Source organism: Tenacibaculum sp. XPcli2-G (assembly GCF_024124505.1).
GTDB classification, from domain to species: domain Bacteria; phylum Bacteroidota; class Bacteroidia; order Flavobacteriales; family Flavobacteriaceae; genus Polaribacter; species Polaribacter mesophilus.
Map to the genome: position 1 here is coordinate 447,683 of NZ_JAMXSH010000001.1, position 24,525 is coordinate 472,207.

At 31.3% G+C, this 24,525-nt stretch carries 18 protein-coding genes; 12 read left to right on the forward strand and 6 right to left on the reverse strand.

The window, feature by feature from the left end; all coding sequences use genetic code 11:
• Positions 1 to 5: 5 nt before the first annotated feature.
• Entirely contained in the window at positions 6 to 404 is a 399-nt protein-coding gene (locus NH341_RS02055) for a hypothetical protein (RefSeq protein WP_047788053.1), read from the forward strand.
• 143 nt (positions 405 to 547) lie between these two features.
• Here NH341_RS02055 and NH341_RS02060 read toward each other — a convergent pair whose 3' ends face one another.
• From NH341_RS02060 to NH341_RS02075, 4 genes are all read right to left on the reverse strand, one after another.
• Positions 548 to 1,441, reverse strand: coding sequence for a bifunctional 2-polyprenyl-6-hydroxyphenol methylase/3-demethylubiquinol 3-O-methyltransferase UbiG (locus NH341_RS02060; protein WP_239178305.1), 894 nt, complete (start codon positions 1,439 to 1,441; stop codon positions 548 to 550).
• Positions 1,442 to 1,502: 61 nt separating this feature from the next.
• On the reverse strand, positions 1,503 to 3,380 hold the full coding sequence (gene mnmG, locus NH341_RS02065) for a tRNA uridine-5-carboxymethylaminomethyl(34) synthesis enzyme MnmG (RefSeq protein WP_253055572.1): 1,878 nt from the start codon (positions 3,378 to 3,380) through the stop codon (positions 1,503 to 1,505).
• A gap of 30 nt (positions 3,381 to 3,410) precedes the next feature.
• The gene (ybeY, locus tag NH341_RS02070) at positions 3,411 to 3,827 is read right to left on the reverse strand and encodes an rRNA maturation RNase YbeY (protein ID WP_253055574.1); all 417 of its coding nucleotides are present in this window, start codon (positions 3,825 to 3,827) and stop codon (positions 3,411 to 3,413) included.
• Positions 3,828 to 3,914: 87 nt separating this feature from the next.
• Positions 3,915 to 7,208 carry a DUF4175 family protein gene (locus tag NH341_RS02075; RefSeq protein ID WP_253055576.1) on the reverse strand — a complete coding sequence of 1,098 codons (3,294 nt, stop codon included), beginning with the start codon at positions 7,206 to 7,208 and terminating at the stop codon, positions 3,915 to 3,917.
• Between the two features lie 200 nt (positions 7,209 to 7,408).
• Here NH341_RS02075 and NH341_RS02080 point away from each other — a divergent pair, with 200 nt between their 5' ends.
• From NH341_RS02080 to gltX, 3 genes are all read left to right on the forward strand, one after another.
• Positions 7,409 to 7,642 carry a hypothetical protein gene (locus tag NH341_RS02080; RefSeq protein WP_047788049.1) on the forward strand — a complete coding sequence of 78 codons (234 nt, stop codon included), beginning with the start codon at positions 7,409 to 7,411 and terminating at the stop codon, positions 7,640 to 7,642.
• A 129-nt stretch (positions 7,643 to 7,771) separates the two neighbouring features.
• On the forward strand, positions 7,772 to 8,617 hold the full coding sequence (locus tag NH341_RS02085) for a hypothetical protein (protein WP_173359041.1): 846 nt from the start codon (positions 7,772 to 7,774) through the stop codon (positions 8,615 to 8,617).
• A 354-nt stretch (positions 8,618 to 8,971) separates the two neighbouring features.
• Positions 8,972 to 10,489: a glutamate--tRNA ligase gene (gene gltX, locus NH341_RS02090; RefSeq protein ID WP_073182349.1), complete on the forward strand. Its 1,518-nt coding sequence runs from the start codon at positions 8,972 to 8,974 to the stop codon at positions 10,487 to 10,489.
• A gap of 52 nt (positions 10,490 to 10,541) precedes the next feature.
• On the opposite strand, the gene NH341_RS02095 is transcribed toward gltX, so the two are convergent.
• Positions 10,542 to 11,135, reverse strand: coding sequence for an outer membrane beta-barrel protein (locus NH341_RS02095; RefSeq protein WP_047788046.1), 594 nt, complete (start codon positions 11,133 to 11,135; stop codon positions 10,542 to 10,544).
• A 56-nt stretch (positions 11,136 to 11,191) separates the two neighbouring features.
• A complete protein-coding gene (locus NH341_RS02100; protein ID WP_253055577.1) occupies positions 11,192 to 11,626 on the reverse strand; it encodes a TerB family tellurite resistance protein in 435 nt (144 codons plus the stop codon).
• A gap of 405 nt (positions 11,627 to 12,031) precedes the next feature.
• Between NH341_RS02100 and NH341_RS02105 the strand changes: the two genes are divergently transcribed.
• The 8 genes from NH341_RS02105 (at position 12,032) to NH341_RS02140 (ending at position 24,452) form a co-directional block, all read left to right on the forward strand.
• Positions 12,032 to 12,529, forward strand: a complete 498-nt coding sequence (locus tag NH341_RS02105) for a nuclear transport factor 2 family protein (protein WP_173359039.1) — start codon at positions 12,032 to 12,034, stop codon at positions 12,527 to 12,529.
• Between the two features lie 367 nt (positions 12,530 to 12,896).
• Positions 12,897 to 16,466, forward strand: a complete 3,570-nt coding sequence (locus tag NH341_RS02110; protein WP_253055578.1) for a hypothetical protein — start codon at positions 12,897 to 12,899, stop codon at positions 16,464 to 16,466.
• A 244-nt stretch (positions 16,467 to 16,710) separates the two neighbouring features.
• A complete protein-coding gene (locus NH341_RS02115; RefSeq protein WP_253055579.1) occupies positions 16,711 to 17,940 on the forward strand; it encodes an RNA methylase in 1,230 nt (409 codons plus the stop codon).
• Between the two features lie 149 nt (positions 17,941 to 18,089).
• The gene (locus NH341_RS15385; protein WP_371875251.1) at positions 18,090 to 18,623 is read left to right on the forward strand and encodes a GIY-YIG nuclease family protein; all 534 of its coding nucleotides are present in this window, start codon (positions 18,090 to 18,092) and stop codon (positions 18,621 to 18,623) included.
• Positions 18,624 to 18,852: 229 nt separating this feature from the next.
• Positions 18,853 to 19,425, forward strand: coding sequence for a hypothetical protein (locus NH341_RS02125; RefSeq protein WP_253055580.1), 573 nt, complete (start codon positions 18,853 to 18,855; stop codon positions 19,423 to 19,425).
• A 4-nt stretch (positions 19,426 to 19,429) separates the two neighbouring features.
• Positions 19,430 to 20,245, forward strand: coding sequence for a hypothetical protein (locus NH341_RS02130; RefSeq protein ID WP_253055581.1), 816 nt, complete (start codon positions 19,430 to 19,432; stop codon positions 20,243 to 20,245).
• Between the two features lie 192 nt (positions 20,246 to 20,437).
• Positions 20,438 to 23,812 carry a transcription-repair coupling factor gene (gene mfd, locus NH341_RS02135; RefSeq protein ID WP_253055582.1) on the forward strand — a complete coding sequence of 1,125 codons (3,375 nt, stop codon included), beginning with the start codon at positions 20,438 to 20,440 and terminating at the stop codon, positions 23,810 to 23,812.
• Between the two features lie 346 nt (positions 23,813 to 24,158).
• Positions 24,159 to 24,452 (forward strand): GIY-YIG nuclease family protein, encoded by a 294-nt coding sequence (locus NH341_RS02140; protein WP_047788038.1) that lies wholly within the window; start codon positions 24,159 to 24,161, stop codon positions 24,450 to 24,452.
• Positions 24,453 to 24,525: the final 73 nt, after the last annotated feature.

Sequence of the window (24,525 nt, forward strand, 5' to 3'; positions counted from 1 at the left end):
ATTATATGGAACTTATACAACAAAGCATAACAGAAATCTTACTTTTACTTTTTTTAATCGTTACTTTTTTACAATCCGGAATAGATAAGGTAACAGACTGGAAAGGAAATTTATCTTTTATCAGAGGGCACTTTAAAGACTCTCCCTTAAAAAATTCGGTACCTCTTTTACTTGCTATAATTTTAGTAATGGAATTATTAGCTGGTGCATTAATGTTTGTTGGAATTTTTCATTTATCAACAACAGGTAACCACAATATAGCTTTAATTGGTGCTGAGTTATCAGCAGTAACTTTAATCTTTTTATTAGTTGGTCAGCGATTAGCAAAAGACTATGCAGGAGCTATGACATTAGCAGTTTACTTTATAATTGCAATTTTAGCTGTTTATTTATTAAATAGATAAAAATTATATATATTTATATTTAATATAATTTTTGATTATTTAAAAACCTCTTAAAAAGTGCTTTTTAAGAGGTTTTTAAATTTTAGTAAGGTATTTGTATGTTTTATTTTTAAAAGTAGTTAAAAACAATATTAAATTAAGTTTTACTTGTTTTTTAAGATGTAAATCAAAGAAGAATACTCACCAGAACGATTTGCTTTAAAATTTGATTTCAATCCAGTTAAAAAAGCACGAATTGGTCTTGATTTTTTTGTTTTATATTTTTCAGATAATAAAGAAACATAAAAAGAATCAAATTTCATTGGAAGTGTTTTTTCTACTTTCATTTCAACTAATGAAAATATTTTTGATATTGATATTCTTGAAAAATGCCACAAGTGTCTTGGAACATCATAAGCTGCCCAAAATTCTTTGTAGTATTTTGCATCAAAGCTTTTATGATTAGGAACAGCAATAATTAAAACACCATTTGTTTTTAAAAGTGATTTTAATTGCTGTATGTATTCTGTTAAATTAGGAATATGTTCTAGGACATGCCAAAGAGTAATAACATCAAATTGTTTGCCTTCTATTTTTGAAAGATCTTTTAAAAGATTTATGTTTTTATTTTTAGCAAAACTTCTTGCTTTTTCAGAAGGTTCAACACCAGCAATTTTCCAACCACCATTTTCACATACTTTTAAAAAATCACCAGTACCAGCACCAACATCTAAAATTAATTTATCTTCTGTGTTAAAAGAGTTAATTAATTTTAGTTTCTTTTTTAAAGTATAGTTTTTTACAAACTGATATGTTTTATCAAAAAGAGATGTTTTACTATCTGTATGTGAAATATAATCTTCACTAGCATAATATTTATCTAAATTATTAGGTACAGGTGAAGTTACTAATATATCGTATTCTTCATTTTTCATTACCTCATAACTTTCTTTAGATACTGTATGATCGATACAATTTAAAAAAGGTTTTAAGTCTTTATATAACTTTTTTTCTGTAATCAAATTAATATGTTGTGTTGAGTGTTCCTTGTGGAACATTAGTTTTAATCGAACAATTATACATAAAAAAATAAAACGTTCCATGTGGAACGTTTTATTTTTATCTACCCATATATACAAGTAATACAGATATATCACTTGGTGATACTCCACTTATTCTACTTGCTTGTGATATTGAAGTAGGTTGTATTTTAGATAATTTTTCTCTAGCTTCATATGATAAAGATTTCACTTTACTATAATCAAAAGTAGCGGGAATAGGCACGTTTTCTAATCTATTTAATTTGTCTGCATTATTCTTTTCTTTTTCAATATAACCAGAGTATTTTAAATGGATTTCAACTTGCTCTATAATTTCATTATCAATTTCGTTTTCCTGAATATAATTTTCAAGCTTATCAATAGATCTAAAATCAGAAAACGTTAATTGAGGTCTAGCAGCAATTTTATACAATTTCATAGATTGATTAATTGTTGCTAAATTTTTCTCTTCTAGAATAGGGTTGATATCCTCTTTTGTCACACTCAATCCTTTAATGTAATCGATTAAGTTTTGAGTCTTATTTTTCTTCTCTTCTACTCTATCCATTCTTTCTTGAGAAGCCAATCCTAATTTATAAGATTTTTCTGTTAAGCGTAAATCTGCATTATCTTGTCGTAAAAGAGTTCTATATTCAGCACGAGAAGTAAACATACGATAAGGCTCTTCGGTTCCTTTTGTTATTAAATCATCGATTAAAACACCTATATAGGCTTCGCTTCTTTTTAGAATAAAAGGCTCTTTATTTTGAGTTTTTAATGCTGCATTTACACCTGCCATTAAACCTTGAGCAGCTGCTTCTTCATAACCTGTTGTACCATTAATTTGACCAGCAAAAAATAAGTTCTCAATTAACTTAGTTTCTAAGTTGTGTTTTAATTGTGTTGGTGGAAAATAATCGTACTCAATTGCATAACCGTATCTAAAGAATTTTACGTTTTCAAATCCAGGAATAGAACGAATGGCTTTGTCTTGAATATCTTCAGGAAGTGATGTTGAGAATCCATTTACATAAATCTCAACAGTGTTCCACCCTTCTGGTTCAACAAAAATTTGATGACGTTCTTTCTCTGCAAAACGATTGATTTTGTCTTCTACAGATGGACAATAACGTGGTCCTGTAGATTTAATTCTACCATTAAACATTGGTGAGCGTTCAAAACCTTCACGAAGTAAATCGTGTACTCCAGGATTGGTGTAAGTAAGATAACAAGAACGTTGTTTTGTTAATGTTTTTGTTATTGGTAAATAAGAGAATTTTTCTGGAGCATCGTCACCAGGTTGCTCGGTCATTTTAGAGTAATCTAATGAGCGACCATCTACTCGAGGAGGAGTTCCTGTTTTCATTCTACCAGCTTCAAAACCTTTAGCTACTAAATCTTCAGTAATACCAGTTGAAGCTCCTTCTCCTGCTCTACCACCACCAAACGTTTTTTCACCAATATGAATCAATCCGTTTAAAAAAGTACCTGCTGTAACAATTACTGTTTTAGCTTTTATTTCTAAACCTAAGGCAGTTTTAACACCAATAATTGTATCGCCATCAAATAATAATCCATTAACAGAATCTTGATAAAAATCCAAATTATCAGTTTGCTCTAACATGGTTCTCCAGCACTCTGCGAATTGCATTCTGTCTGATTGAGCTCTAGGGCTCCACATAGCTGGTCCTTTAGATTTATTTAGCATTTTAAATTGAATCGCGGTCTTGTCAGTTACAATACCACTGTAACCACCAAGTGCATCAATTTCACGAACTATTTGCCCTTTTGCAATTCCACCCATAGCAGGATTGCAACTCATTTGAGCAATGTTTTGTAAGTTCATTGTAATTAACAAAGTGTGTGCTCCCATGTTTGCACTTGCCGCAGCTGCTTCGCTACCAGCATGTCCACCTCCTACTACAATTACATCGTATGTTGTATTAAATAAACTCATTTTTTATAATCAGTTCCACGTGGAACTCTTTTATTTTTTATCTAAAATTTCTAAACATTCATTTTCTTTAGAGCGCATAATTTGCTTCTCTTCATCCGTCTTATCTTTGTATTTCATGTAATGTAAAATACCATGAATTATTACGCGGTGTAATTCATTTTCAAAAGAAGTATTAAACTCCTTTGCATTCTCTTCTACTCTTTCTACTGAAATAAAAATATCACCTCCAACTAACTTACCTAACGTATAATCAAAACTAATAATATCAGTTAATGTATCGTGTTGTAAAAACTCTATATTTATTTTATGTAAATAAGCGTCATCACAAAAAATATAGTTGATTTCTCCCAATTCAAAACCTTCTTTTTCGATACATTCTTGTATCCATTTAGAAGTATTTTCTTCATTGTTTAATTGAAACTCGGTTTCGTAATTAAATGCAATCATTTTTTTATATCAAATACTATTGTTATTATTTAAAAACATAATTAAAAAGCAATAATATTTTTTATAATCTAAAGGCTTTTTAATACGTTATTTTCTATCCTTTGGAAGGCTAAAGTACTCTTGCACCTTCTTTTTGTAATTTTGGCGCAAAGGTAGTGATTGTCTGTTTAATATCTCAGTTTGGTTATAAAACAACTTTTTAAACTTCAATTCCTTAGTTGTATTGTTATTAAACTCTTGTAAATTGGTGTTTGATTTACGTTGTTTATCTCTGTTTTGTTCGAATGTAGCCTTGTCTAATTTAAGTAGCTCGTAGTTTAATTGCTGCATTCTATTAATACTCTCTTGTGTAAAACCTTTTTCTAAAATTTGATTCTCTAACTCCTCCATTTTTTTTAAAGCTTTTTTAGCTTCCTTGTTTCCAGTATTTCCTTCGTTAATAGCATTCTTTAATTGTTCTCTAAGTTGTGATTGTTCTTTGTAAATTTGATATAATTCACCATCTAAATCATCACTTTGTTCACCGTTTTGCCCTTCTTTTTCACCTTTATTTTTACTGTCTTTTCCATCCTTTGGGTTTCCTTGATTTTTCTTTTGCATGCCTTGTTTCATCTTTTCCATTAATTCACTTTGCTTTTGAATAATGTCTGGCAAGCTAAACGATTTACCTTTCCCCTTCCCTTTTCCATTTCCAGGTTTAGGATTTTGCATAGCGTCTAAAGTATTACTCAACATATCCGCTAATGTATTTGCTGAAGTCATTACATACTGTTGATTAGAGATTCCGTTTTGAAAATAATTATCTGCAAAATTTTCTAAAGATTGATCTAAGTTATAATGTGCTTGTGCTAAGTGATCTTGAATTTTTGAAGATATACTAGGAACTCGCATTGAAAGCACAAATAAGCTATCATCAATATGTTCAAAATAAGTTTTAAGCTGGTGTTGTTTCTGAAGGTTTTTACCAAAGTTAGGATGTGATGAATTTGAGGAAGAAAACTCATTCATTAAAGCTTCCTGATCAAATGAAAAAGTAATAAGGTTTTCTAATATTTGACGTAAACCTTCCATGTTTTCTTCTTCCATTTCTGCACTCATAGATTGCATTGATTGTTGCATCTTCTGACTCATTTGCTGCATTTTTTTAGCAGCTTTTTTCTGGTTTTTCTTTGTTTCTGAAGTATTATTTTTATCTAAATTTTCTTCAGCTTTATTAAGCTCTTCTTGAGTTTGTTTTTCTAAATCTTCCATAGAAGGCATTTCCATGGGTTGTTTTAAACCTTGATTATCTTTTTCTAAATCATCTAACTCTTTCTTTGCCTTTTGAAACTCTTGATTAATTTGTTGCTGATCTTCTTTACTAGATTCTTTGTTACTTAACTCTTCTTGTTTTTTTGATAAACCTTCTAGTTTGTTTGCTAACTGATTCATTTTTTGTTCTACATAAAAACGTTTAGTCATTTCTAAAATACGTTCCAAACTACGTTCTTGTTGTTTGTTTTGTTCAGCTAGTTCTTTTGTTTTTTTAATTAAATCTTCTTTCTTAAGCTTATCCGCTAGCTTGTTTAATTCATCTAATAATTTTTGTTGCTTTTCTAACTTTTTAAGTTCTTCAATACGCTTTTTAAGGTTTTCTTTTTTCTGCTCAAGAGTTTCATTCTCCTCTTTCTTTTCAGAAAAATTCTCTTGTAATTTTTGTGTTTGACGTTGCATCATTTGCTTGTATTGCTCCTGACGTTTAATTAAATTTTGAATTTTCTTTTGATCATTCCAGTTAATATTCTTTTTGTTCTGTAAATCAAACTGAATTTTCTCTAAATCTTTCTTACTTTTTTGTTGTTGATCTAGTGAGTTAGTTATGTTTTCTATGTAGTTTTTTTGCTCCTGTAATAGCTCTTCTTCTATTTCATCTTCTGTTTTTTGTCGATAACTAAATTTTCTACTCATGGTTTTTTTACTACCATTTACAACATCATTATCGTACACTTGAAAGTACATTTCATAGTCTATTCCCTCTTTTAAATCTAAATTTCCAGGAAACTCAAAATAAAAGGTCTGAATAGTCTCTTTATTTATTTTAATTAATTGATTATTAGTATTTTGTTTATTTTTTTTATCGTAATAAACCAATTCTAAACTCTTAAAACCATAATCATCAGCAATTTGACCTACAAACTGTGCATTCCCTCTTGAAATGCTATCAATATTTGAATTTACATTGATAGTTGGATATTCATCTTTAGTTACATTAATAGAAAACTGTAGCTGTTCGTAATCTGTTAGATTTTTGTTAGATGTTGTAATTTGATAATTAGTATTGTTCAGTACACGTTTAGAAAACTCAAATTCGTTGTTTTCTTTTTGTTTAAAAATTGTTCTTTTTTCTTTTTCTATAAAGGTAACTGTATCGGTTTCAGAAGTTTTAATATCCCATTTTACAATTGTTCCTTGTGGAACATTTAAGTTTCCGGTGTTGTTAATTGTTTCAGAAGCTTTTCCTATGTATGATGGATAGGTTAGATTTAATGAAATATTTTGAATCGATGGAGTTTTAATAATCGTTATAGTATACTCATTAGATTCAATTCCGTTGGCACTTGCATAAAATAAAATAGGATTTTGAACTTCAGAAAACGTATATGAAAACAAACCATTTCCTTCACTTTCCATAAAGTATTGTTGATTATTAAAATGAATTTTGGTTTCCTGAGGTATTACCTCCCCTTCTGTTTGTAAGTATACGGTTATATCTTTTCCTTTAATAACACGTAAATCTTTTGCTGTTAAATTAAAATAAAAAGGAGCTGGAGGATTATATGCTACTGAATGATTTACTACACGATTAAAACTTTGTGAGAGCTTTTTAGAGGTTCCTGTAAGTAATGAAATTCCCCAAATTAAGAAAGGAATTAAAACATATTTTACATACTTTCTATTTCTACTAAAGTCAATGGCCTTATTAAAAGAAACAGGTTGTAATTCTTTCGATTTTTGTTCAATACTAGCAGCTAATAAATCAGACTGCTGATTGTTTTGTTGTAGCTGTAAAACATTTAATAATTTATCTTTTACTTCAGGAAAGTGATTTCCGATAATTTTAGAAGCTTCTTCAAAAGAAATTCCTTTTTGTAAACCTGCAATTTTAAAAATAGGAAAACAAATAAAACGGAAAAATAAGAACACTTCTACTATAATAAATAACCAAAATAAAAAAGTTCTGGCGGTTGGTTTTAACCACAAAAAGTATTCAATAAACAGAGTAAAGAGCAAATAAATTAATCCTAAAGAAACAAATAAAATGCTTCCTTTTATCAATTCATTTGTGTAAAATTTCTTACTAAACTGCTTTAGCTTTTGCTGTATTTTATTAAAATCTTCCATATCTAAGTATAAAAATACGTGTTTTAAGAGAGAATTTTAGTTAAAGATTTATTTAAACCCCTATTTTTCATTAATAATCCCCTTTAAATATGTTATTTGAATAAAAAATAAGGATTTACCATACCTTTTATAAGGGAAAAAAGACGAAGAGTTTTTAAAGTTGAATTAAATTGCTGGTACTAATTTTAAAAACTTTAAAGATGTTAAAAAACATTTCAAGCTTAGGTGTTTTACTTAATAAGGTAGCACAAAAAAACATAAAAGGAGGTTTCTTTTCAGGAAATAATGGATGTGATATTACAGGTTGTCATGAAAGGTATCCGGGAGGAAATGGATATGTAGGTTTTGGAGAAGGTAATCCATGTGCGTTTGATACACCGACAGGAATAAGTTGTACAGGGATTATACAAAATGATTTATGTTGTATAAGCTAAGATCCAGAAAATGTATGAAAGTAGTGTTAATTAAAATACTACTTTATTTTTTAGAAAGGTATTATAAAAAATAATATCCTTTTGTAAGGAATGAAAGCTTTTGTAAACTAATTATAAAATCTTTTAAGCATGAAACAACTAATTTTACCAGCATTATTTTTAATTACATTTAATGCTTTTTCTCAAAGTCCATGGACAAAAAATAAAAATGAAGGATATCTTCAAGCTTCATTTACTACTATTGGAAGTTATGATAAAATCTATGGTAATCCAGACTACAAACCCCAACGAGAAATCACCGACAATACATTACAACTGTACGGAGAATATGGTGTAACAGACAAAACAACACTATTTGCTAACATTCCTTTGAAAATGGTTAAAACAGGTGACTTTACTGAAGATATGTCTGTAATTTTTCCTTCTTTTACTATTGAAGAAACTTCTGAAACCTTATTAGGAAATATTCAATTAGGAATAAAACACAACTTTTCTAATAACAAATGGTTGTTATCAGGACAACTTTCTATTGAAGCGAATACAAGCAGTTATAAAGAAAATTCAGGAATACGAACAGGCTATGATGCGTGGACATTCACACCGTTGTTTTTAACAGGAAGAGGTTTTGATTCATGGTATATACAAGCATTTACAGGATTTGATATTAGAACAAACGACTATAGCTCTAACTATAAATTAGGAGGAGAAGTTGGTTACAAAGCACTAAATTGGTTATGGGTAGCAGGATTTTTAGACGGTGTTGCTTCTTTAAAAAATGGTGATGTAATACTACCTCAAGAAAATTTAGCTACAGGTTTGTATGTAAACGATCAAAGCTATGCTGCCTTTGGACTTAAGTTTATAGGTGAGTTCAATAAATCTTTTGGAGCTAATGTTGGTTTCGGAGGTGCTTTTGCGGGAAGAAATGTAGCTAAAGCTCCAGCATTGAGTTTCGGATTGTATCATAAGTTTTAAAAAAGTAAGGCTTTTCCTTACATTTTGTACGGTAAAATAAACGAAGAATTTTTAAAGTTAAATTAAATTGCTACTACTAATTTTAAAAACTTTAAAGATGTTAAAACACATTTCAAATTTAGGTACTACCTTAAAAAAGACAGAGCAGAAAAATATTAATGGAGGTTTCGGACTTACCAGGTGTAAATATGATCAAGACTGTCCAAGAAGAGATATGTATTGTTTTCATGGCTACTGCCAGTATAAATAAAATTTTAAAAGCGAGTTTAACTCGCTTTTTTCTTTTTTTCTCTTGCCTCCCTTTTCTTTTCTATTAACATAAAACTATCTTTGCGCTTTCAAATCAATAAAAAAATGACTGAGAACGTAAGAGTACGCTTTGCTCCGAGTCCGACAGGACCATTACACATAGGTGGTGTAAGAACAGCTTTATTCAATTATTTATTTGCTAAAAAACATAACGGAACCTTTGTTTTACGTATTGAAGATACCGATCAAACACGTTATGTAGCTAATGCAGAAAAATACATAATCGATTCTTTAGAATGGTGTAACATTCCGTTTGATGAAGGTCCAGGTAAAAACGAAAAATTCGGACCCTATCGTCAGTCAGAACGTAAAGATTTGTATAAAAAATACGCAGATCAGTTAATTGAATCTGGTTGGGCATATTATGCTTTTGATACAGCTGAAGAATTAGATGCACACCGTAAAGATCATGAAGAAAAAGGAAAAACCTTTATTTATAATTGGCATAATCGTTTAAAGTTAAACAATTCGTTGGCTCTTTCTGCTAATGAAGTTTCAGAAAAAATAAATGCAGGAGAAAAGTATGTGATCCGTTTTAAAACTCCACAAGACGAGACCTTAATTTTACAAGATGAAATCCGTGGTACGATTAAAGTGGAAACAAATACCTTAGATGATAAAGTATTGTTTAAATCTGATGGTATGCCAACATATCATTTAGCAAATATTGTAGATGACCATTTAATGGAAATTTCACATGTAATTCGTGGTGAAGAGTGGTTACCTTCTCTCCCACTTCATGAGTTATTATATCGTGCATTTGATTGGAAAGCACCAAAATTTGCACACTTACCATTAATTTTAAAACCAGTAGGAAAAGGAAAATTAAGTAAGCGCGATGGTGATAAACTAGGTTTTCCAGTATTCCCATTAGAATATACTAATGAGCAAACAGGTGATGTTTCACGTGGATACAAAGAAGACGGTTATTTTGCTGATGCATTTATAAATATGTTAGCATTCTTAGGATGGAACCCAGGAACAGAACAAGAAATTTTTAGTTTAGAGGAATTAACAGAAGCGTTCGATTTAGCGCGTGTAAGTAAATCAGGAGCTAAGTTTAGTCCAGATAAAACAAAATGGTTTAACCAACAGTATTTACAACAAAAGTCTAACAAAGAGCTTACAGCCTTATTCATACCTATTCTTGAAGAAAAAGGCATAACAAAAGATAAAGATCAGGCAGAAAAAGTAGTTTCTTTAATAAAAGAGCGTGCGACGTTTGTAGCTGATTTTTGGGAGTTATCTAACTTTTTCTTTGAAAACCCTTCAGAATATGATGAAAAAGCGGTTAAAAAACAATGGAAAGATACTACGAGTGAATTAATGCAAGAATTAGTAGAAGTAATTTCTAAAATAGAAGATTTTTCAATTGAAAATACTCAAACAGAAATCAAAGGATGGATTACTTCTAAAGAAATAGGATTTGGTAAAGTAATGCAACCACTTCGTTTAAGTTTGGTAGGAAAACTAGCAGGTCCAGATTTGTTTGATATCATGACAATGATAGGCAAAGAAACTACTATTACCAGAATACAAAACGCGATTAACGCGTTATCATAAAGCAAAAAAAAGCCGCTTTTAAAGCGGCTTTTTTGTATATTAAATTAGAAGATTAAAACATACAACCTCCTAAATGTTTTGCAGCATTACGAGCATTGTTATCACCTCCATTGTTCCAATTTAGTTTAAATACAACACCTAGAGTTCCTTGAATATGTGAACGCATACTTTCATAACCTTCAAAAGAATGTTTGTAGTATAGTTGTGGGTTAATACCAATATTATCACTAACCCAATAAATTCCACCAGCACCAACATTAAGTGTAGGTGTCATTTTACGTTCAGAATCTACTACACTACCTCCTATAAAAACATACGGAGCAAACTTGTTAAAAATAGCATTTAAGTTATAACGAAATGAAGCATCCATAGAAAAATACTTTGCAGAGTTTTTGATAAAACCAACGTCATCAATAGTATTAAAAGATACAGCACCATCTAAAGAAAAACGATCGCCAATAGGCATGGTTAAACTTACAGTAGGCACTTGAAATAAATATTGATCACCAATAAAAGCGGCGTCACTTTCACTAAATTTTGTTATTCCAAAACCTACACCTATTTGCCAAGAGTCGTTTAAATTTTGTGAAAAAACAGACGTTGTTAAACAGGTAAGTATTGCTATGAATAAAATTTTATGTTTCATCGGGAGATAAGTGTTTAGAGTAATAACTGGTTTAATAAGTTTTTAGTATAATTATTTTAATTGGCATTTACCTTTTTAATAGCTTCGGTAAAATTATCTAAGTTGTTATTGTTTAAAACTAAATGAACGGCTTCATCACAAACTTTCTCAGCATTATCAGTAGAGAAATGTAAAGCTATAGCTATTTTACGTAGTATACCAACTTCTTCTTTGGCTACATTTTCATCAGCAAAAATCATTTTTGTTAAATGAAATAAACGTTCAATACGCTCTTCGTAACTAATAGGTGCATTTATTGGATACTTCTCAGGATTTTTTAAAATACCTTTATATTCTTCCTCGTTAATATTTAATTTTTTTGCAGCTCTGTCCAATAGCAATTGTTCTCCTTCAGAAATTACTCCATCAGTTTTAGCAATTTTAACTATACTAGCAAAGTGTCCTATTTCTTGTTTATGTTTTCCACTTGAATATAAATCTGATATTGACATAATTTTTTTTAAATTTTTTTAATTGAAAGTAAAGTGTATTTATTTAAAAACAAGTTTTAAATAAAGTCACAAAAATATCGCCGAAAGTTAACAATTCTAGTCAAAAACGAAGTATTATTTTTTCTTATCGTAATTTATAAATACATAAGATATGTTAATTTAAAACAGTGTTTTTTTATCTGATTTAAAGGCTTTTTATTTTTAGCTAATACAAATCCTTAGGGCAGCTTTTTTAAACCCTTTAAAACACCGATTACGTTAGTTTAAATAAAAAAAGATAGAGAAAAAATAAAAGAATAAATAATACTTATAAAACTAAAAATAACAATTGATAAAACTTAAAGTAGTTTTCACTCTTTAAAAATCACTAACTTGTTAACAAATGAAATTCTAATCTTATCAAAAATGAAAACGGTATATACTATTTTAATTTTATTAGTTTCGGTTGCGTTGAGTTTTTCACAAAACAATGGAATAATAGAAAAAGAAGTTAATCAACAAATATGGCAACCATTTAAAAAATCTTTTGAAGCTAGAGATTGGGAATCATTTAATAATTTACATACTAACGATGTGTTAAGAGTAAATAAGTATGGAATTCGTATAGGAGAGGAATACAAGAATTCAATACAAACATCCTATCAAAAACCAACAACAAAAAAAAGACAAATAGATTTTTGTTTTAATCAAAGAATCTATAAAGAAAACACAGGTTATGAAGTAGGGTATTATCGGGTCATATATACTGAAAAATATAAAGAACCTCGCACAGTATATGGTAGGTTCCACGTGGTACTAAAAAAAAAGGAAAATACTTGGTTAATTGCACAAGATTGGGATACTGACACTATAAATGGAAAATCAATTACCAAAGAAGATTTTGAGTCAGGTAAATGTTTGTGAATTAGATAATAACTTTTAAGTTCTCTTATTCTACATTTTTTATTTCGACTTTAAAGAGAAATCTGTTTTAATTTTTAGTAGCAAACATCCTATGAAAACTGAAGCTGGCTTAAAAAAATGTATCTAATTCAAAACTAAATAACTAAGAAAAACACCTTTTTTTCATCTGTTAAAGTATTGTAAAATTTGAATTTTATTAAGTGTAAAACCTGAACGAAAACGTAAATTTGTGTAGAGTTTTGCGCAGAGTTCCCCACGATTGTTAATTACTTCAGCTTAAAAAAAGAATAGCAAAAACATTGCTGTAGTTTCTATTCAGTCACTCTTCTCAAAAAAATTGAAAAGAAAACTAAAAATTTTATTGTAAATGAATCAATTTGATAAGCATCAAATCATTCCTTTTTATTTAGGAAACGAAACCTCTATTAAAGAAGCTTTAGTAAAGTACAAAGAACTATTAGACAGCAATAAAGCAGTCGTAAACCAGGTGTTTGATGTAGAGTTTAAAATTATTGAAAACGATACTCAACGTCGTATTCAAGTAGCAGATACCAACAATCAAAAGTTGGTAAAAAATGCACTGAACATGGGACCAGATGGAGGTCCAAGCTATTACCCAAACCATATTGGAGATACTGATGAAATTTATATTTCAGAAGTACTCTTTTTTGCCATTGCACTAGAGTATCCTTCATTAAAAGAAGCGGTAGTTACCACCGCAAAAGCAATAGTAGCACACAGTAGGCGTTTTAATGATACTTGGAATTTATGGATAGACGATATGCGTGTTTTTGGTATCGAGGCGTTGTATATGCTAGCGCTAACAGATGCTAATTATACCTACTTATTATCGCAATTTTTAATTCCTTATTGGGATGATGAACACGCTGTAGGTTACGAAGAGTATTTACGCGATTTATTCCAAAAAAATGGATGGAATAGACCTATGATTAAAGCTTTTATTTGGTGTGATAATAGTTATTTTAGACAAGCAATTGTAACATCACAAGAAAAATCATTAGGAAATTATTTAAAAGCAAATCCAGACGAATATACCTATTTTAAACGAGCGCTTCAAGAGCGATTTGTAGAAGAACCAGTACTATTACCTTACAGTGATGATGACCCAGAAGAAACACATCCTGTATTAGATATTTACTTCAGTTTAGTAGTTGTTGCTGAAGAATGGGCTGAGTCGATAGAGGATAATGAAGAGGTATTACAAGAACATTTTATTGAAGACACCTTAGAAAATGAGGCATTTGATTTAGAAAAAAAGATTAAAAATACACTTCAAAAACCTTTAAGTAAAATTAATGAAGAGGCGCAAAGAGAAAAGGACGAAGACGAAGAAAGAGAAGCCTATTTTGATAATTATGAATATGGAGACGGTTTAAAAAGTGTAAAAGAGTTAATCTTACATTTACATCGTGGTGCAGATCTTTGGAAATATGTACAAACAGGTCAACATAAAGAAGCTTTAAACGATTTACCACAGACAGATTTATTACCCTTAGCTAAAGAGCATGCTCGTGTTATGTACTTACGAATGCTCTATTTCACAGGTGGTTATCGTGATGAAAATGAAGTTCGTGAATCTCTAGAAAATATTATTAGCGATGTTACAGCAGAATTGCTGTCATTAGAAGAAGATGATGTTGAAAAAATCTATCAAAACGGTCTAATTCTTACCATTAAAACACGACCTACAGGTACACCAGAAGATACAGAAGTAGCACAAAGACAACAAGAACGTAACGCTATGTATTTACGTATACTAGATGTGTTTTATTACGCCTTTGGTAAAAAACCGTTTGATGACGATATTAAAGATGTTGTAACTAAAAACGATCCTTTATTAAGTGTCGAAGAGTATCAGCAACGTTATCATCCGCAGCTTTCAAAAGAAGCAACACCAGAAGAGAAAGAAAAGCATGAAAAAAATATCATAATAGAAGTATTACGAGAGTTTGCAGATCTTGATACAAAACTTTCTAAAAAGAATTTTGACGATGCAGCTTTTGTTTTTGAAGAAAAAAGAGAACGACGCGATTGCTCTTGGTGGCCAAAAGACAATTTAGGATGTTGTGCTTTAGCAACGCACCTACTCTTTCAAGACTTTCAACAACGTGTTGGAGATGATTATACACAAAGACTTTTTAACTACGTTAATGAAAATGTTTGGACGTTGATAGCTAAAATGGTAGAAGAATCATTGGTAAATCCTATTGATGAAAAAAATAAAGACTTAGATCCTATTAAGGAGCAAGCTTTACGATATATCACTGAGGCAAATACCACGTTAACAGAAGAAGAAGCGTTAGAAGCTTTTAGTAGAATACTTTTGGTAGAAGAAGGAAAAGAAGCAAGTATTAAACAAAAAAAGTACGATTTATTCGATAATGCTTATGAAGACAATCAACGTACAGTACTTATTTGTTATTGGTTATCACAAATGCCATTACCAAGTCAGCATCAAGCAAAGCGATTGTGGAAACTATGGGTTGCTTTAGCTCCACAAAAAGTAATACAATTATTAGCAAAAATAACAGCAGACGATGAATACGACTATTCATTTGAAAACCCATTAAAAGAAATTGATTTTTACGACAGAATTGAAAAAAATGGAGTACCAAAATCACAAAGTATTGCTTTTCAAATGGTAGTAGCTCAAAAAATGTTTCATAATAGTTGGGAAGGAGATAAAGCCCCATATTTAGTATGGTTAGATAAATATAATGAAATAGACAGTACTGCAACAGGTATGTTTGATGTAATAGATAAAAAGCGTGCACTAGCCTTAGATGAAGGAATGCATTACATTGATGCATATAGACGAATTGAATATTTTATCGATTTATCGTTACAAAATGAACGTTTTCCTTTCAATCAACCAGAAGCATTTAAAGAAACAGTAAGTAAATTATTTCAAGAAAACTTAGTACCGTGGTATAAAAGATTGGCTACATACAATACCAGTGTATGCAAAAGTTTTTATAATTACTACAACGATGAAAATAAAGAAACTTCTGCTTTAGAAAAATTACCAATATCATTTCATCCAAACGCAGTTACCAACCTTTCCACAAAAATTAACGACTATAACCAAGTTCAATTACTTCAAAAGAAAGGAGAAGAACTTGTTATTTTACAGTTAGATAAATCGTATAATGACCATAGGCTTGAAGACTCACAAATAACATCAAAAAAAGTATCATTACCATACGGTCAGTTTGTGTTATTTCCAGAAGAAATAGATACAGAAGCAATTTTAAACTCCATTCATAATAAAAATACTGATAAGGAAGATGTTGAAATGTTAGTTACCAAATTACAAGAATATTTAGATGATGAGGTGAGTTATGCAGATATGGCATCATTATGTAATAAAATGCTCAAAAAAGAAGATTTCAACGCCTATGATAGAAATTATTCAGCGATGACAATTCAGCAATTTATTTGGATGCTATCTGAGGAAAAACAACATCGTTTTATCAAACTTTTTGCAAATCACAGCCTCGAAGGAACCAAAATGTTGACGAGAGACTTTACCAAAGCATTTTTACGAATGAAAGTACGTGAAAAAGAAGTTAGTTTAGAAGAAATAAGAGAAAAATCAGAAGAAGAAGAGTACAAAGAAGCAGCATTTACATACCTACTAAACCTTTTGGATAGTTTAGAAGTTAATCCATTATACATTGCAGGTATAGCACTTGATGAATATAATGAAGCCTCAAAACATTGGTTTATTGCTTTAGGAGCAGAAAAACTGTTTGATTTATCACAAAACTTTTCAGTTGACAAACGTGTAGAACTAATAGAAATGCTTTCCGAATCTGAAGAAGCTACAAACGTTTTAAAACCTTTTTTAGAAGATGTATCCAGAATGGTAAGAGATGCTGCAGAAAGTGTCTTAAACACTTCAGAAACGATGTAAAAACAAAAAGCTGTCTATTTTAGACAGCTTTTTTATTCATATCTTTATTGTCATTTAAACCGTCATTGCGAGTGCTAACGAAGCAATCTTTCAGTCGTTTGTTCCAAACAAACAAATTATTTCACCCCTCACCTCCATCATAATAACATAGAGCAGGTATAACTGATTAAAATAAAGGAATAAAAGCGTAAAAATAATTTTCAAAATACCTTAATTTTATCGACATAAGCTTTAAAACCAACCTATGAACAATGAGAAAAATTCTGAAACTTGGAAAAAACTCTATCAAAACTCACAAGAACTCACCAAACCAACCTCCGTAGATAACATACTTTCTGATGACGATGTTTCCTTCTTAAAACAAGAATTAAAAAACATTATCAATCGGTTTTTAGACAGAGGAGAATTGCACAAAGGCATTAAAGTATACATAAACCACGAACTGCAAAACGGAATAGCAGAAGAAATGGTAGCCAATAGACCAAAAGAAGAGGAAACTATTGAACAATGGTGTATGAAGCTTTTCAGAGATCAAAAATTCGGAGTTGTTTTCAATAGTTTAGAAAGCTTTAGCAATGAATTTACCGAGAAAATGTGTCACATTGTTGCTCCATTACTTCAAAAAGCAGGAATGCCTTTAGGCGGACTCTCTTTTTTATTTTTTATGGGAAACTATGGTTTTACCCCTTTCGGAATTCATAAAGAAGCCAAAGGAGAAGAAGGTTTTTTGTTTCATTTAGGTCCCAACCATAAAGACTTTTATACTTGGGACATTGAAGAATACAATCAAATAGAACACAATACTCAGGTGTTCCACGAAGTAGATGCAATGTTACCAACATCTACAAAATATCCGTTAAAAGTAAAATCAGCCATGTTTATTCCGCATCATGTATATCATATTGCAAAAACTGATGAATTTTCGCTAAGTGTGGTAATGGATTATATAAATCCGTCGAGAGATTATTTAGAAAAAACAATTGCCACACAAATAGCCTCAAAAGAGCTACAAAAAAATCCGAATGTAGGGTATTTACCACCAGTAGATGTAACCACCGAAGAATTGGATTGGAATAGCTTATTAAACCGTAAAACGTGGGAACAGCAATACAAAAAAACACTTTCAAAATATATTACTAGGCTAAAAAGTAACGCAGGAGTTTTACAACCTTCAATAGTTGAGAACAAAGAAAGTTTACCCAACCCGCCATTTCAAATTAAGGGAAAGACAATTTTTCCGTTGTTAATACATACAGAAAACACAGAGAAAACCTGTATAATGGCAAGAGGAAATGAAGTTGTTGTTAGTAATAACTCACAACTAAACACAATTATAGAAAAGCTAAACATAGGAGAAACCATAAGCTTTGAAGAATTACAAAATCACCTCACTCCTACTTGGGAATTGATGGACGTATTTGATTTTGTAAGTCAGTTAGCACGAGTTGAAGCGATTGTTATTCATAAGGGATAACCTTACTGTCATTTCGAGCGATAGCGAGAAATCTCTCTCAAGGGAGTCAGAAATACCTGTGAAAGTACCTAACACGCAATTTTAAGATTTCTCAGTCGTCACCTCCTTCGAAATGACACTAAAAAAATTATTCTATCTTTAAAAGAAAAATGCTAAACAAATACGTTGTATACATCATTACAAACAAGAATAAAACCACATTGTATATTGGTGTTACCAACAATCTTCAAAAACGATTATCTCAACATTATTTTGATAGCGAGCATGCTAAAAAATCATTTGCAGGAAAATATAATTGCTATTATTTGATTTATTATGAAGCTTTTGAAACGATAAACGAAGCAATTCACAGAGAAAAAGAATTAAAAAAATGGAGTAGAGAAAAAAAAGAAAACTTGATTAACTGTTTCAATCCTGAGTGGCGTTTTTTGAATAATGAAGTGTTTTATTTAATACTGTCATTTCGACCGCAGGGAGAAATCTCACTCACGGGAGTTACAAATACACTTGAAAGTGCTCAATACACAATTATAAGATTTCTCACTTCCGTTGCACTCCAGTTCGAAATGACGTTGAAGTTGCATGGTGTCCTGTCATTTCGACCGCAGGGAGAAATCTTTTTAAAGAGAGTTACAAATACTCTTAAAAGCTACAAACACCCTTACAAACTCACACACAAATAAATAACACTTGCCTCCCTCCTCTTTTTTTACTATGTTTAACACGCTAAAAAAGTAAAAAGTAGTACTACCCCTTATCTCAACTATTTTTTTATTTAAAAAGTAACAACAAACACTTCTTTATGGGTTGCCGTAAAGGTTTGTGGTTGTATGCATTTAATTTTGGTAGAAACATAATAGGTATATTTATACAGATATAAGTAAGTTGGACACAATACGAAAAATCTAAAGAATGAGTAAAATAAATTTGGACGTTCGAGACAATTATGAATATTTTGAAGAGTTGACTTATTCAGAAAAAAACATAAAAGAGAATCCGATAGTTCTCGAACCAAAAAGAAATAATAGAGATTGGTTTAAACAATCTATTAAAGTTGACCATTCTTCGGTTGAGGAAAATATTACGTTGATAATTGAAAAAAAAGTCTCTTTATACAAATATGGAATAAAATTACATTGCCCGAATTTCACAGAAAAACCATATTTTAGGTTTGATTCGGATGGACCAGCTCATAGAAATAAGACAGATCAACCGTTAAGTGAACAACTAATTACAACACCACATTTTAATTCATTTGATAAAGAAGGGCAAGAGTTTGCATACAAAAGTGATGTTCTTAAAAGTGAGGAAGACGCTAAAGCTATTGTTGAAAATTTGGACTTTGGTATTAGTCATTTTTTTCAAGAAACAAACTTAAAACTTAACAAGGGTGAGGAATTCCCAGAGATTAAATTAAATGAACCTAGATTATTTGAAATCGAACCCGAAATTGACCCTTTAAATGGAATTGAATTTTTAGATTAGCAAAATGGATAAATTGTTCGACATATACCAAACAATTAAGGATGATTTTTGTGTATTAACTACTTATAAATTAAGAGGAGAAAGCATAGAAATCATCACGCCATTTTCTACTTTAAATAATAAATTTGTTTCAGTATTTATAAAAGAATTAAACGGAAGATTTGTGATTTCCGATGCTGGCTGGACTGATTTAAATTATTATAATGTAAGTATCAGTGAGGAATCTGATGATATAATTGAGAGGATTTTCACGTATTACCAACAAAGTTTTGGAATTCTTACAACTTCAGATAATGCAGGAACTTTACACTATTACAAAACTTGCAAGAACCCTAAAGATATTCCAACAAATGTTTATGATTTAGCAAATTTTGTAGTTGGGGTTGTAAACTCAATGGGAATTAGATACAAAGATGAAAAGGAAGAAAAAGAAAAGGAAACTTTTAGAAAGGATGCAAATACATTTTTAAAAGTACATTATAATGATAATGTTAGACTGCAAAAACCTTTAGACGATTTTAAAAACATCCGTTTTAATGCCTTAATTACTAGTAATTCTGACATTTATTTAGTTACATATGTTACTGGAAGTAGCTCATACTATTTCACTAATGATTTAAGAAAAACAATTGTGAATTTTGAGATTTCAGAAAAATCAAAATATCGAAATTTCATTAGGGAAAAAATTTCGATTATAAACGACAAAGCTGAGGGTTATCATCCTGAAAAGTTGAAGAGTATGATGGACTTACTTAATGAGAAAGTAACGAGAGAACCGATTAAGTGGACTGAGAAAGAACGAATTTTAGAAATAATTTAATAAAAGTACAGTGTTGTGCTCAAGAATGTATAACAGCATTTAAGACAGATTAGATTAAGCCCGAATAAAGTCTGTGCTAAGCTGAAAATTAATGGGTAATAAACTTAACTAGCAGTTATACTAGACCGTTAAAAAACAAAACTTTCCCACACAAAAAATAATCCTCGTACATTTGCGTAAAATTTTTGTACGTTGAGCAAGCAAGCAATTGTAAATCACTATCAACAATCTGAGAATGTAAAACAGATTGTTCATCAGCTTCAACAAGATTCACACCATTTTCAACTAACGAATTTGGTCGGTTCTTCGTTGTCTTTTGTCATTTCCGAAGCTTTTAAACAAGCCGATAAACCTTACTTGTTAATTTTTAATGACAAGGAAGAAGCTGCTTATTATCTAAACGATTTAGAGCAGTTATTGGGCGATAAAAATGTGCTGTTTTATCCAGGTTCGTATCGCAGACCCTATCAGATAGAAGAAACTGACAATGCCAATGTACTTTTGCGTTCAGAAGTGTTAAACCGTATCAATTCTCGTAAAAAACCTGCGATTATTGTTACCTACCCTACTGCCCTGTTCGAAAAAGTAGTCACCAAAAAAGAACTGGAAAAAAACACGCTAAAAGTGGTGGTGGGCGAGCAAGTATCGCTCGATTTTGTCAACGAAGTATTATTCGAATACCATTTTAAACGTGTCGATTTTGTAACCGAACCAGGAGAGTTTTCGGTACGTGGTGGAATTATCGACGTGTTTTCGTTTTCGCACGATGAACCTTATCGTATTGAGTTTTTTGGTGATGAGGTAGACAGCATCCGAACGTTTGATGTAGAAACGCAACTTTCTAAAGAAAAACTGAAGAAAGTGAGCATTATGCCCAATGTAGAAAACAAAACATTGCAGGAATCACGAGAAAGCTTTTTAAAATACATATCAGCAAAAACCGCTGTTTTTGTTAAAAATATAGATTTATTAAGCGATTCATTGAATAAATTTTACCGAAAAGCAGAACTGTCGTTTAACGAATTATCTACCGAAATCAAACACGCAAAACCAGAAGAATTGTTTTGCAACGGTGAGCTCATTCGAAATCAACTACAAGATTTTACAACGGTTGACATTGGTAAAAACCGTCATTCTGAACGAAGTGAGAAACCGCAAGGTTCAGCGGAGCTAAATCTCACTAACGTAAGCATCAACTTCGATACCCACCCACAACCGTCTTTCAACAAAAAATTCGACCTGTTAATTCAGAATTTCAATGAGTTTTCGGCCAAAGGATTTACCAATTATATTTTATGTTCTAACGAACAGCAAGCACAACGTTTCCACGATATTTTTGACGACCATGAAGAAGAGGTTTCTTATGAAACCATTGTGTTTCCGTTGTATCAAGGATTTGTAGACATTGATAGTAAAATTGTTTGTTATACCGATCATCAAATCTTTGAACGTTATTACAAATTCCGACTCAAAAACGGATACGCGAAAAAGCAATCTATCACCCTACAAGAACTTACCAAATTAGATGTAGGTGATTATGTAACTCATATCGACCACGGAATTGGAAAGTTTGGCGGACTCCAAAAAATAGATGTAGAAGGCAAAAAACAGGAAGCCATTAAGTTAATTTATGGCGATCGTGATATTTTATACGTAAGTATTCACTCGCTACACAAAATTTCCAAATTCAACGGAAAAGACGGAAAACCGCCTAAAGTATATAAACTAGGGTCGAATGCTTGGAAAAAAGTCAAGCAAAAAACCAAAGCCCGTGTAAAACATATTGCGTTCAACTTAATTCAGTTATACGCAAAACGAAAACTACAAAAAGGATTTGCTTTCGGACCCGACACGCATATGCAACACGAGTTGGAAGCGAGTTTCTTATACGAAGACACACCCGATCAGTTCTCTTCTACCCAAGAAGTAAAAGCTGATATGGAAAAAGAACAACCGATGGATCGTTTGGTGTGTGGTGATGTTGGTTTTGGAAAAACAGAAATTGCCATTAGAGCGGCTTTTAAAGCGGTAGATAACGGAAAACAGGTTGCGGTGCTTGTACCAACTACAGTTTTAGCATTTCAGCACTTTAAAACCTTTTCTAAGCGATTAAAAGACTTTCCGGTTACGATTGACTACCTAAACCGTTTTAGAACCACAAAACAGCGTAAAGGCGTGTTAGAAGGGGTTGCTGATGGAAGTGTAGATATTGTGATTGGAACGCACCAGTTAACCAATAAAGCAGTCCAGTTTAAAGATTTAGGATTGTTAGTTATTGATGAGGAACAAAAGTTTGGGGTAGCAGCCAAAGACAAACTAAAAACCATTAAAGAAAACGTAGATACGTTGACTTTAACGGCAACACCAATCCCGCGTACCTTACAGTTTAGTTTGATGGCGGCGCGAGATTTATCGGTGATTAAAACACCACCACCCAACCGTCACCCGATAGAAACCAATGTAATTCGCTTTAGCGAAGAAACCATTCGCGATGCGATTTCGTACGAGATTTCTCGTGGTGGACAGGTGTTTTTTATCCATAACCGTATTGAAAACATCAAAGAAGTAGCAGGATTGTTACAACGTTTGGTGCCAAGTGCTAAAATTGGTATTGGACACGGACAAATGGAAGGAAAAAAGTTAGAAGAACTCATGCTTGGTTTTATGAACAATGAGTTTGATGTGTTGGTGTCTACCACGATTATTGAAAGTGGATTGGATGTACCGAATGCGAATACGATTTTCATCAACAATGCGAATAATTTCGGACTGTCGGATTTACACCAAATGCGTGGTCGTGTAGGGCGTTCAAACAAAAAAGCCTTCTGTTATTTTATCACACCACCGTATCATCACATGACGGATGATGCACGTAAACGAATTCAGGCATTAGAGTTGTTTTCTGATTTAGGAAGCGGATTGAACATTGCCATGAAAGACTTGGAAATTCGTGGTGCTGGAGATTTATTAGGTGGAGAACAAAGCGGATTTATCAACGATATTGGTTTTGATACCTATCAGAAAATCTTACATGAAGCCATTGAAGAACTCAAGGAAAATGAATTCAAAGACTTATATCCTACGGATGAAAATGCGCCAAAAGAGTATGTAAAAGAGGTACAAATTGATACCGATTTTGAAATTCTATTCCCAGATGATTATGTGAATTCAGTTACCGAACGTTTGAGTTTATACAACAAATTAGGAACTTTAACTACGGAAGAGGAATTACAAACCTTTGAGACTGAAATTATCGACCGTTTTGGAGAATATCCAACCCAAGTTGCCGATTTATTAGACAGTGTTCGTATTAAATGGTTGGCAAAAGAATTAGGTTTAGAAAAGGTGATTTTAAAGCAAAAACGCATGTTAGGGTATTTTGTATCCGATCAGCAAAGTGCTTTTTATCAAACTGAATCATTTACCAAAATGTTGAGGTATGTACAGCAAAATCCGAAGAGTTGTGTAATGAAAGAAAAGAAAACCAAAAACGGATTGCGCTTACTCATCACGTTTATTAAAATTGATAGTGTAAACAAGGCGTTAGAAACCTTACAGAAAGTATAAAACGTCATTGCGAGCGAGGAACGAGCGAAGTAATCTGTTTATTAAGAACTCACGACTTAGAGATTGCTTCACTTTAGTCTGTCTTGAGCGACAGTCGAAAGATTCGCAATGACGGTACAAAGAAGTTGTCAGTTCGAGTGGTTTTCACGATTAGAATGAGTGAAAATTGTATCGAGAACTAGTTTGTATACATCTCGATACAAATTTCTTTCCTCTATCGAAAAAGAAATTCACTCGATGTGACAATTAAGCTCACAACCAAAATATGGGTATGCTCACTTAGCAATGACGGAATAAAGAATTGTCATTTTTGTAAAAAGTAATTAGTTTGTTGATAAATTTTAAAATGAAAATATACTTTGTTTACATATTACAATGTTCAGATAAAAGTTATTATACAGGAGTAACTTCCAACCTTTCTCAACGAATATTTCAGCACCAAAACGGAACTTTTAAAGATAGTTACACTTCAAAAAGAAGACCTGTTGAATTGGTTTTTTATTGTGAGTTTACTAATGTAGAAATGGCTATTGAAAAAGAAAAACAAATTAAAAAATGGTCAAGATCAAAAAAAGAAGCTCTTATAAATAACGAGTTTGAAAAACTACCGAACTTAGCAAAGAAGAAGTTTAATAATTAAGCTTTGTCAGTTCGAGTGGTTTTCACGATTGGAATGAGTGAAAATTGTATCGAGAACTAGTCTATACATCTCG

Excerpts from the sequence above, each read along its gene's own strand:
- NH341_RS02055 (WP_047788053.1), top strand. The coding sequence starts at position 6 with ATGGAACTTATACAACAAAGCATAACAGAAATCTTACTTTTACTTTTT.
- NH341_RS02060 (WP_239178305.1), bottom strand. The coding sequence starts at position 1,441 with ATGTTCCACAAGGAACACTCAACACAACATATTAATTTGATTACAGAA.
- mnmG (WP_253055572.1), bottom strand. The coding sequence starts at position 3,380 with ATGAGTTTATTTAATACAACATACGATGTAATTGTAGTAGGAGGTGGA.
- ybeY (WP_253055574.1), bottom strand. The coding sequence starts at position 3,827 with ATGATTGCATTTAATTACGAAACCGAGTTTCAATTAAACAATGAAGAA.
- NH341_RS02075 (WP_253055576.1), bottom strand. The coding sequence starts at position 7,208 with ATGGAAGATTTTAATAAAATACAGCAAAAGCTAAAGCAGTTTAGTAAG.
- NH341_RS02080 (WP_047788049.1), top strand. The coding sequence starts at position 7,409 with ATGTTAAAAAACATTTCAAGCTTAGGTGTTTTACTTAATAAGGTAGCA.
- NH341_RS02085 (WP_173359041.1), top strand. The coding sequence starts at position 7,772 with ATGAAACAACTAATTTTACCAGCATTATTTTTAATTACATTTAATGCT.
- gltX (WP_073182349.1), top strand. The coding sequence starts at position 8,972 with ATGACTGAGAACGTAAGAGTACGCTTTGCTCCGAGTCCGACAGGACCA.
- NH341_RS02095 (WP_047788046.1), bottom strand. The coding sequence starts at position 11,135 with ATGAAACATAAAATTTTATTCATAGCAATACTTACCTGTTTAACAACG.
- NH341_RS02100 (WP_253055577.1), bottom strand. The coding sequence starts at position 11,626 with ATGTCAATATCAGATTTATATTCAAGTGGAAAACATAAACAAGAAATA.
- NH341_RS02105 (WP_173359039.1), top strand. The coding sequence starts at position 12,032 with ATGAAAACGGTATATACTATTTTAATTTTATTAGTTTCGGTTGCGTTG.
- NH341_RS02110 (WP_253055578.1), top strand. The coding sequence starts at position 12,897 with ATGAATCAATTTGATAAGCATCAAATCATTCCTTTTTATTTAGGAAAC.
- NH341_RS02115 (WP_253055579.1), top strand. The coding sequence starts at position 16,711 with ATGAACAATGAGAAAAATTCTGAAACTTGGAAAAAACTCTATCAAAAC.
- NH341_RS15385 (WP_371875251.1), top strand. The coding sequence starts at position 18,090 with ATGCTAAACAAATACGTTGTATACATCATTACAAACAAGAATAAAACC.
- NH341_RS02125 (WP_253055580.1), top strand. The coding sequence starts at position 18,853 with ATGAGTAAAATAAATTTGGACGTTCGAGACAATTATGAATATTTTGAA.
- NH341_RS02130 (WP_253055581.1), top strand. The coding sequence starts at position 19,430 with ATGGATAAATTGTTCGACATATACCAAACAATTAAGGATGATTTTTGT.
- NH341_RS02140 (WP_047788038.1), top strand. The coding sequence starts at position 24,159 with ATGAAAATATACTTTGTTTACATATTACAATGTTCAGATAAAAGTTAT.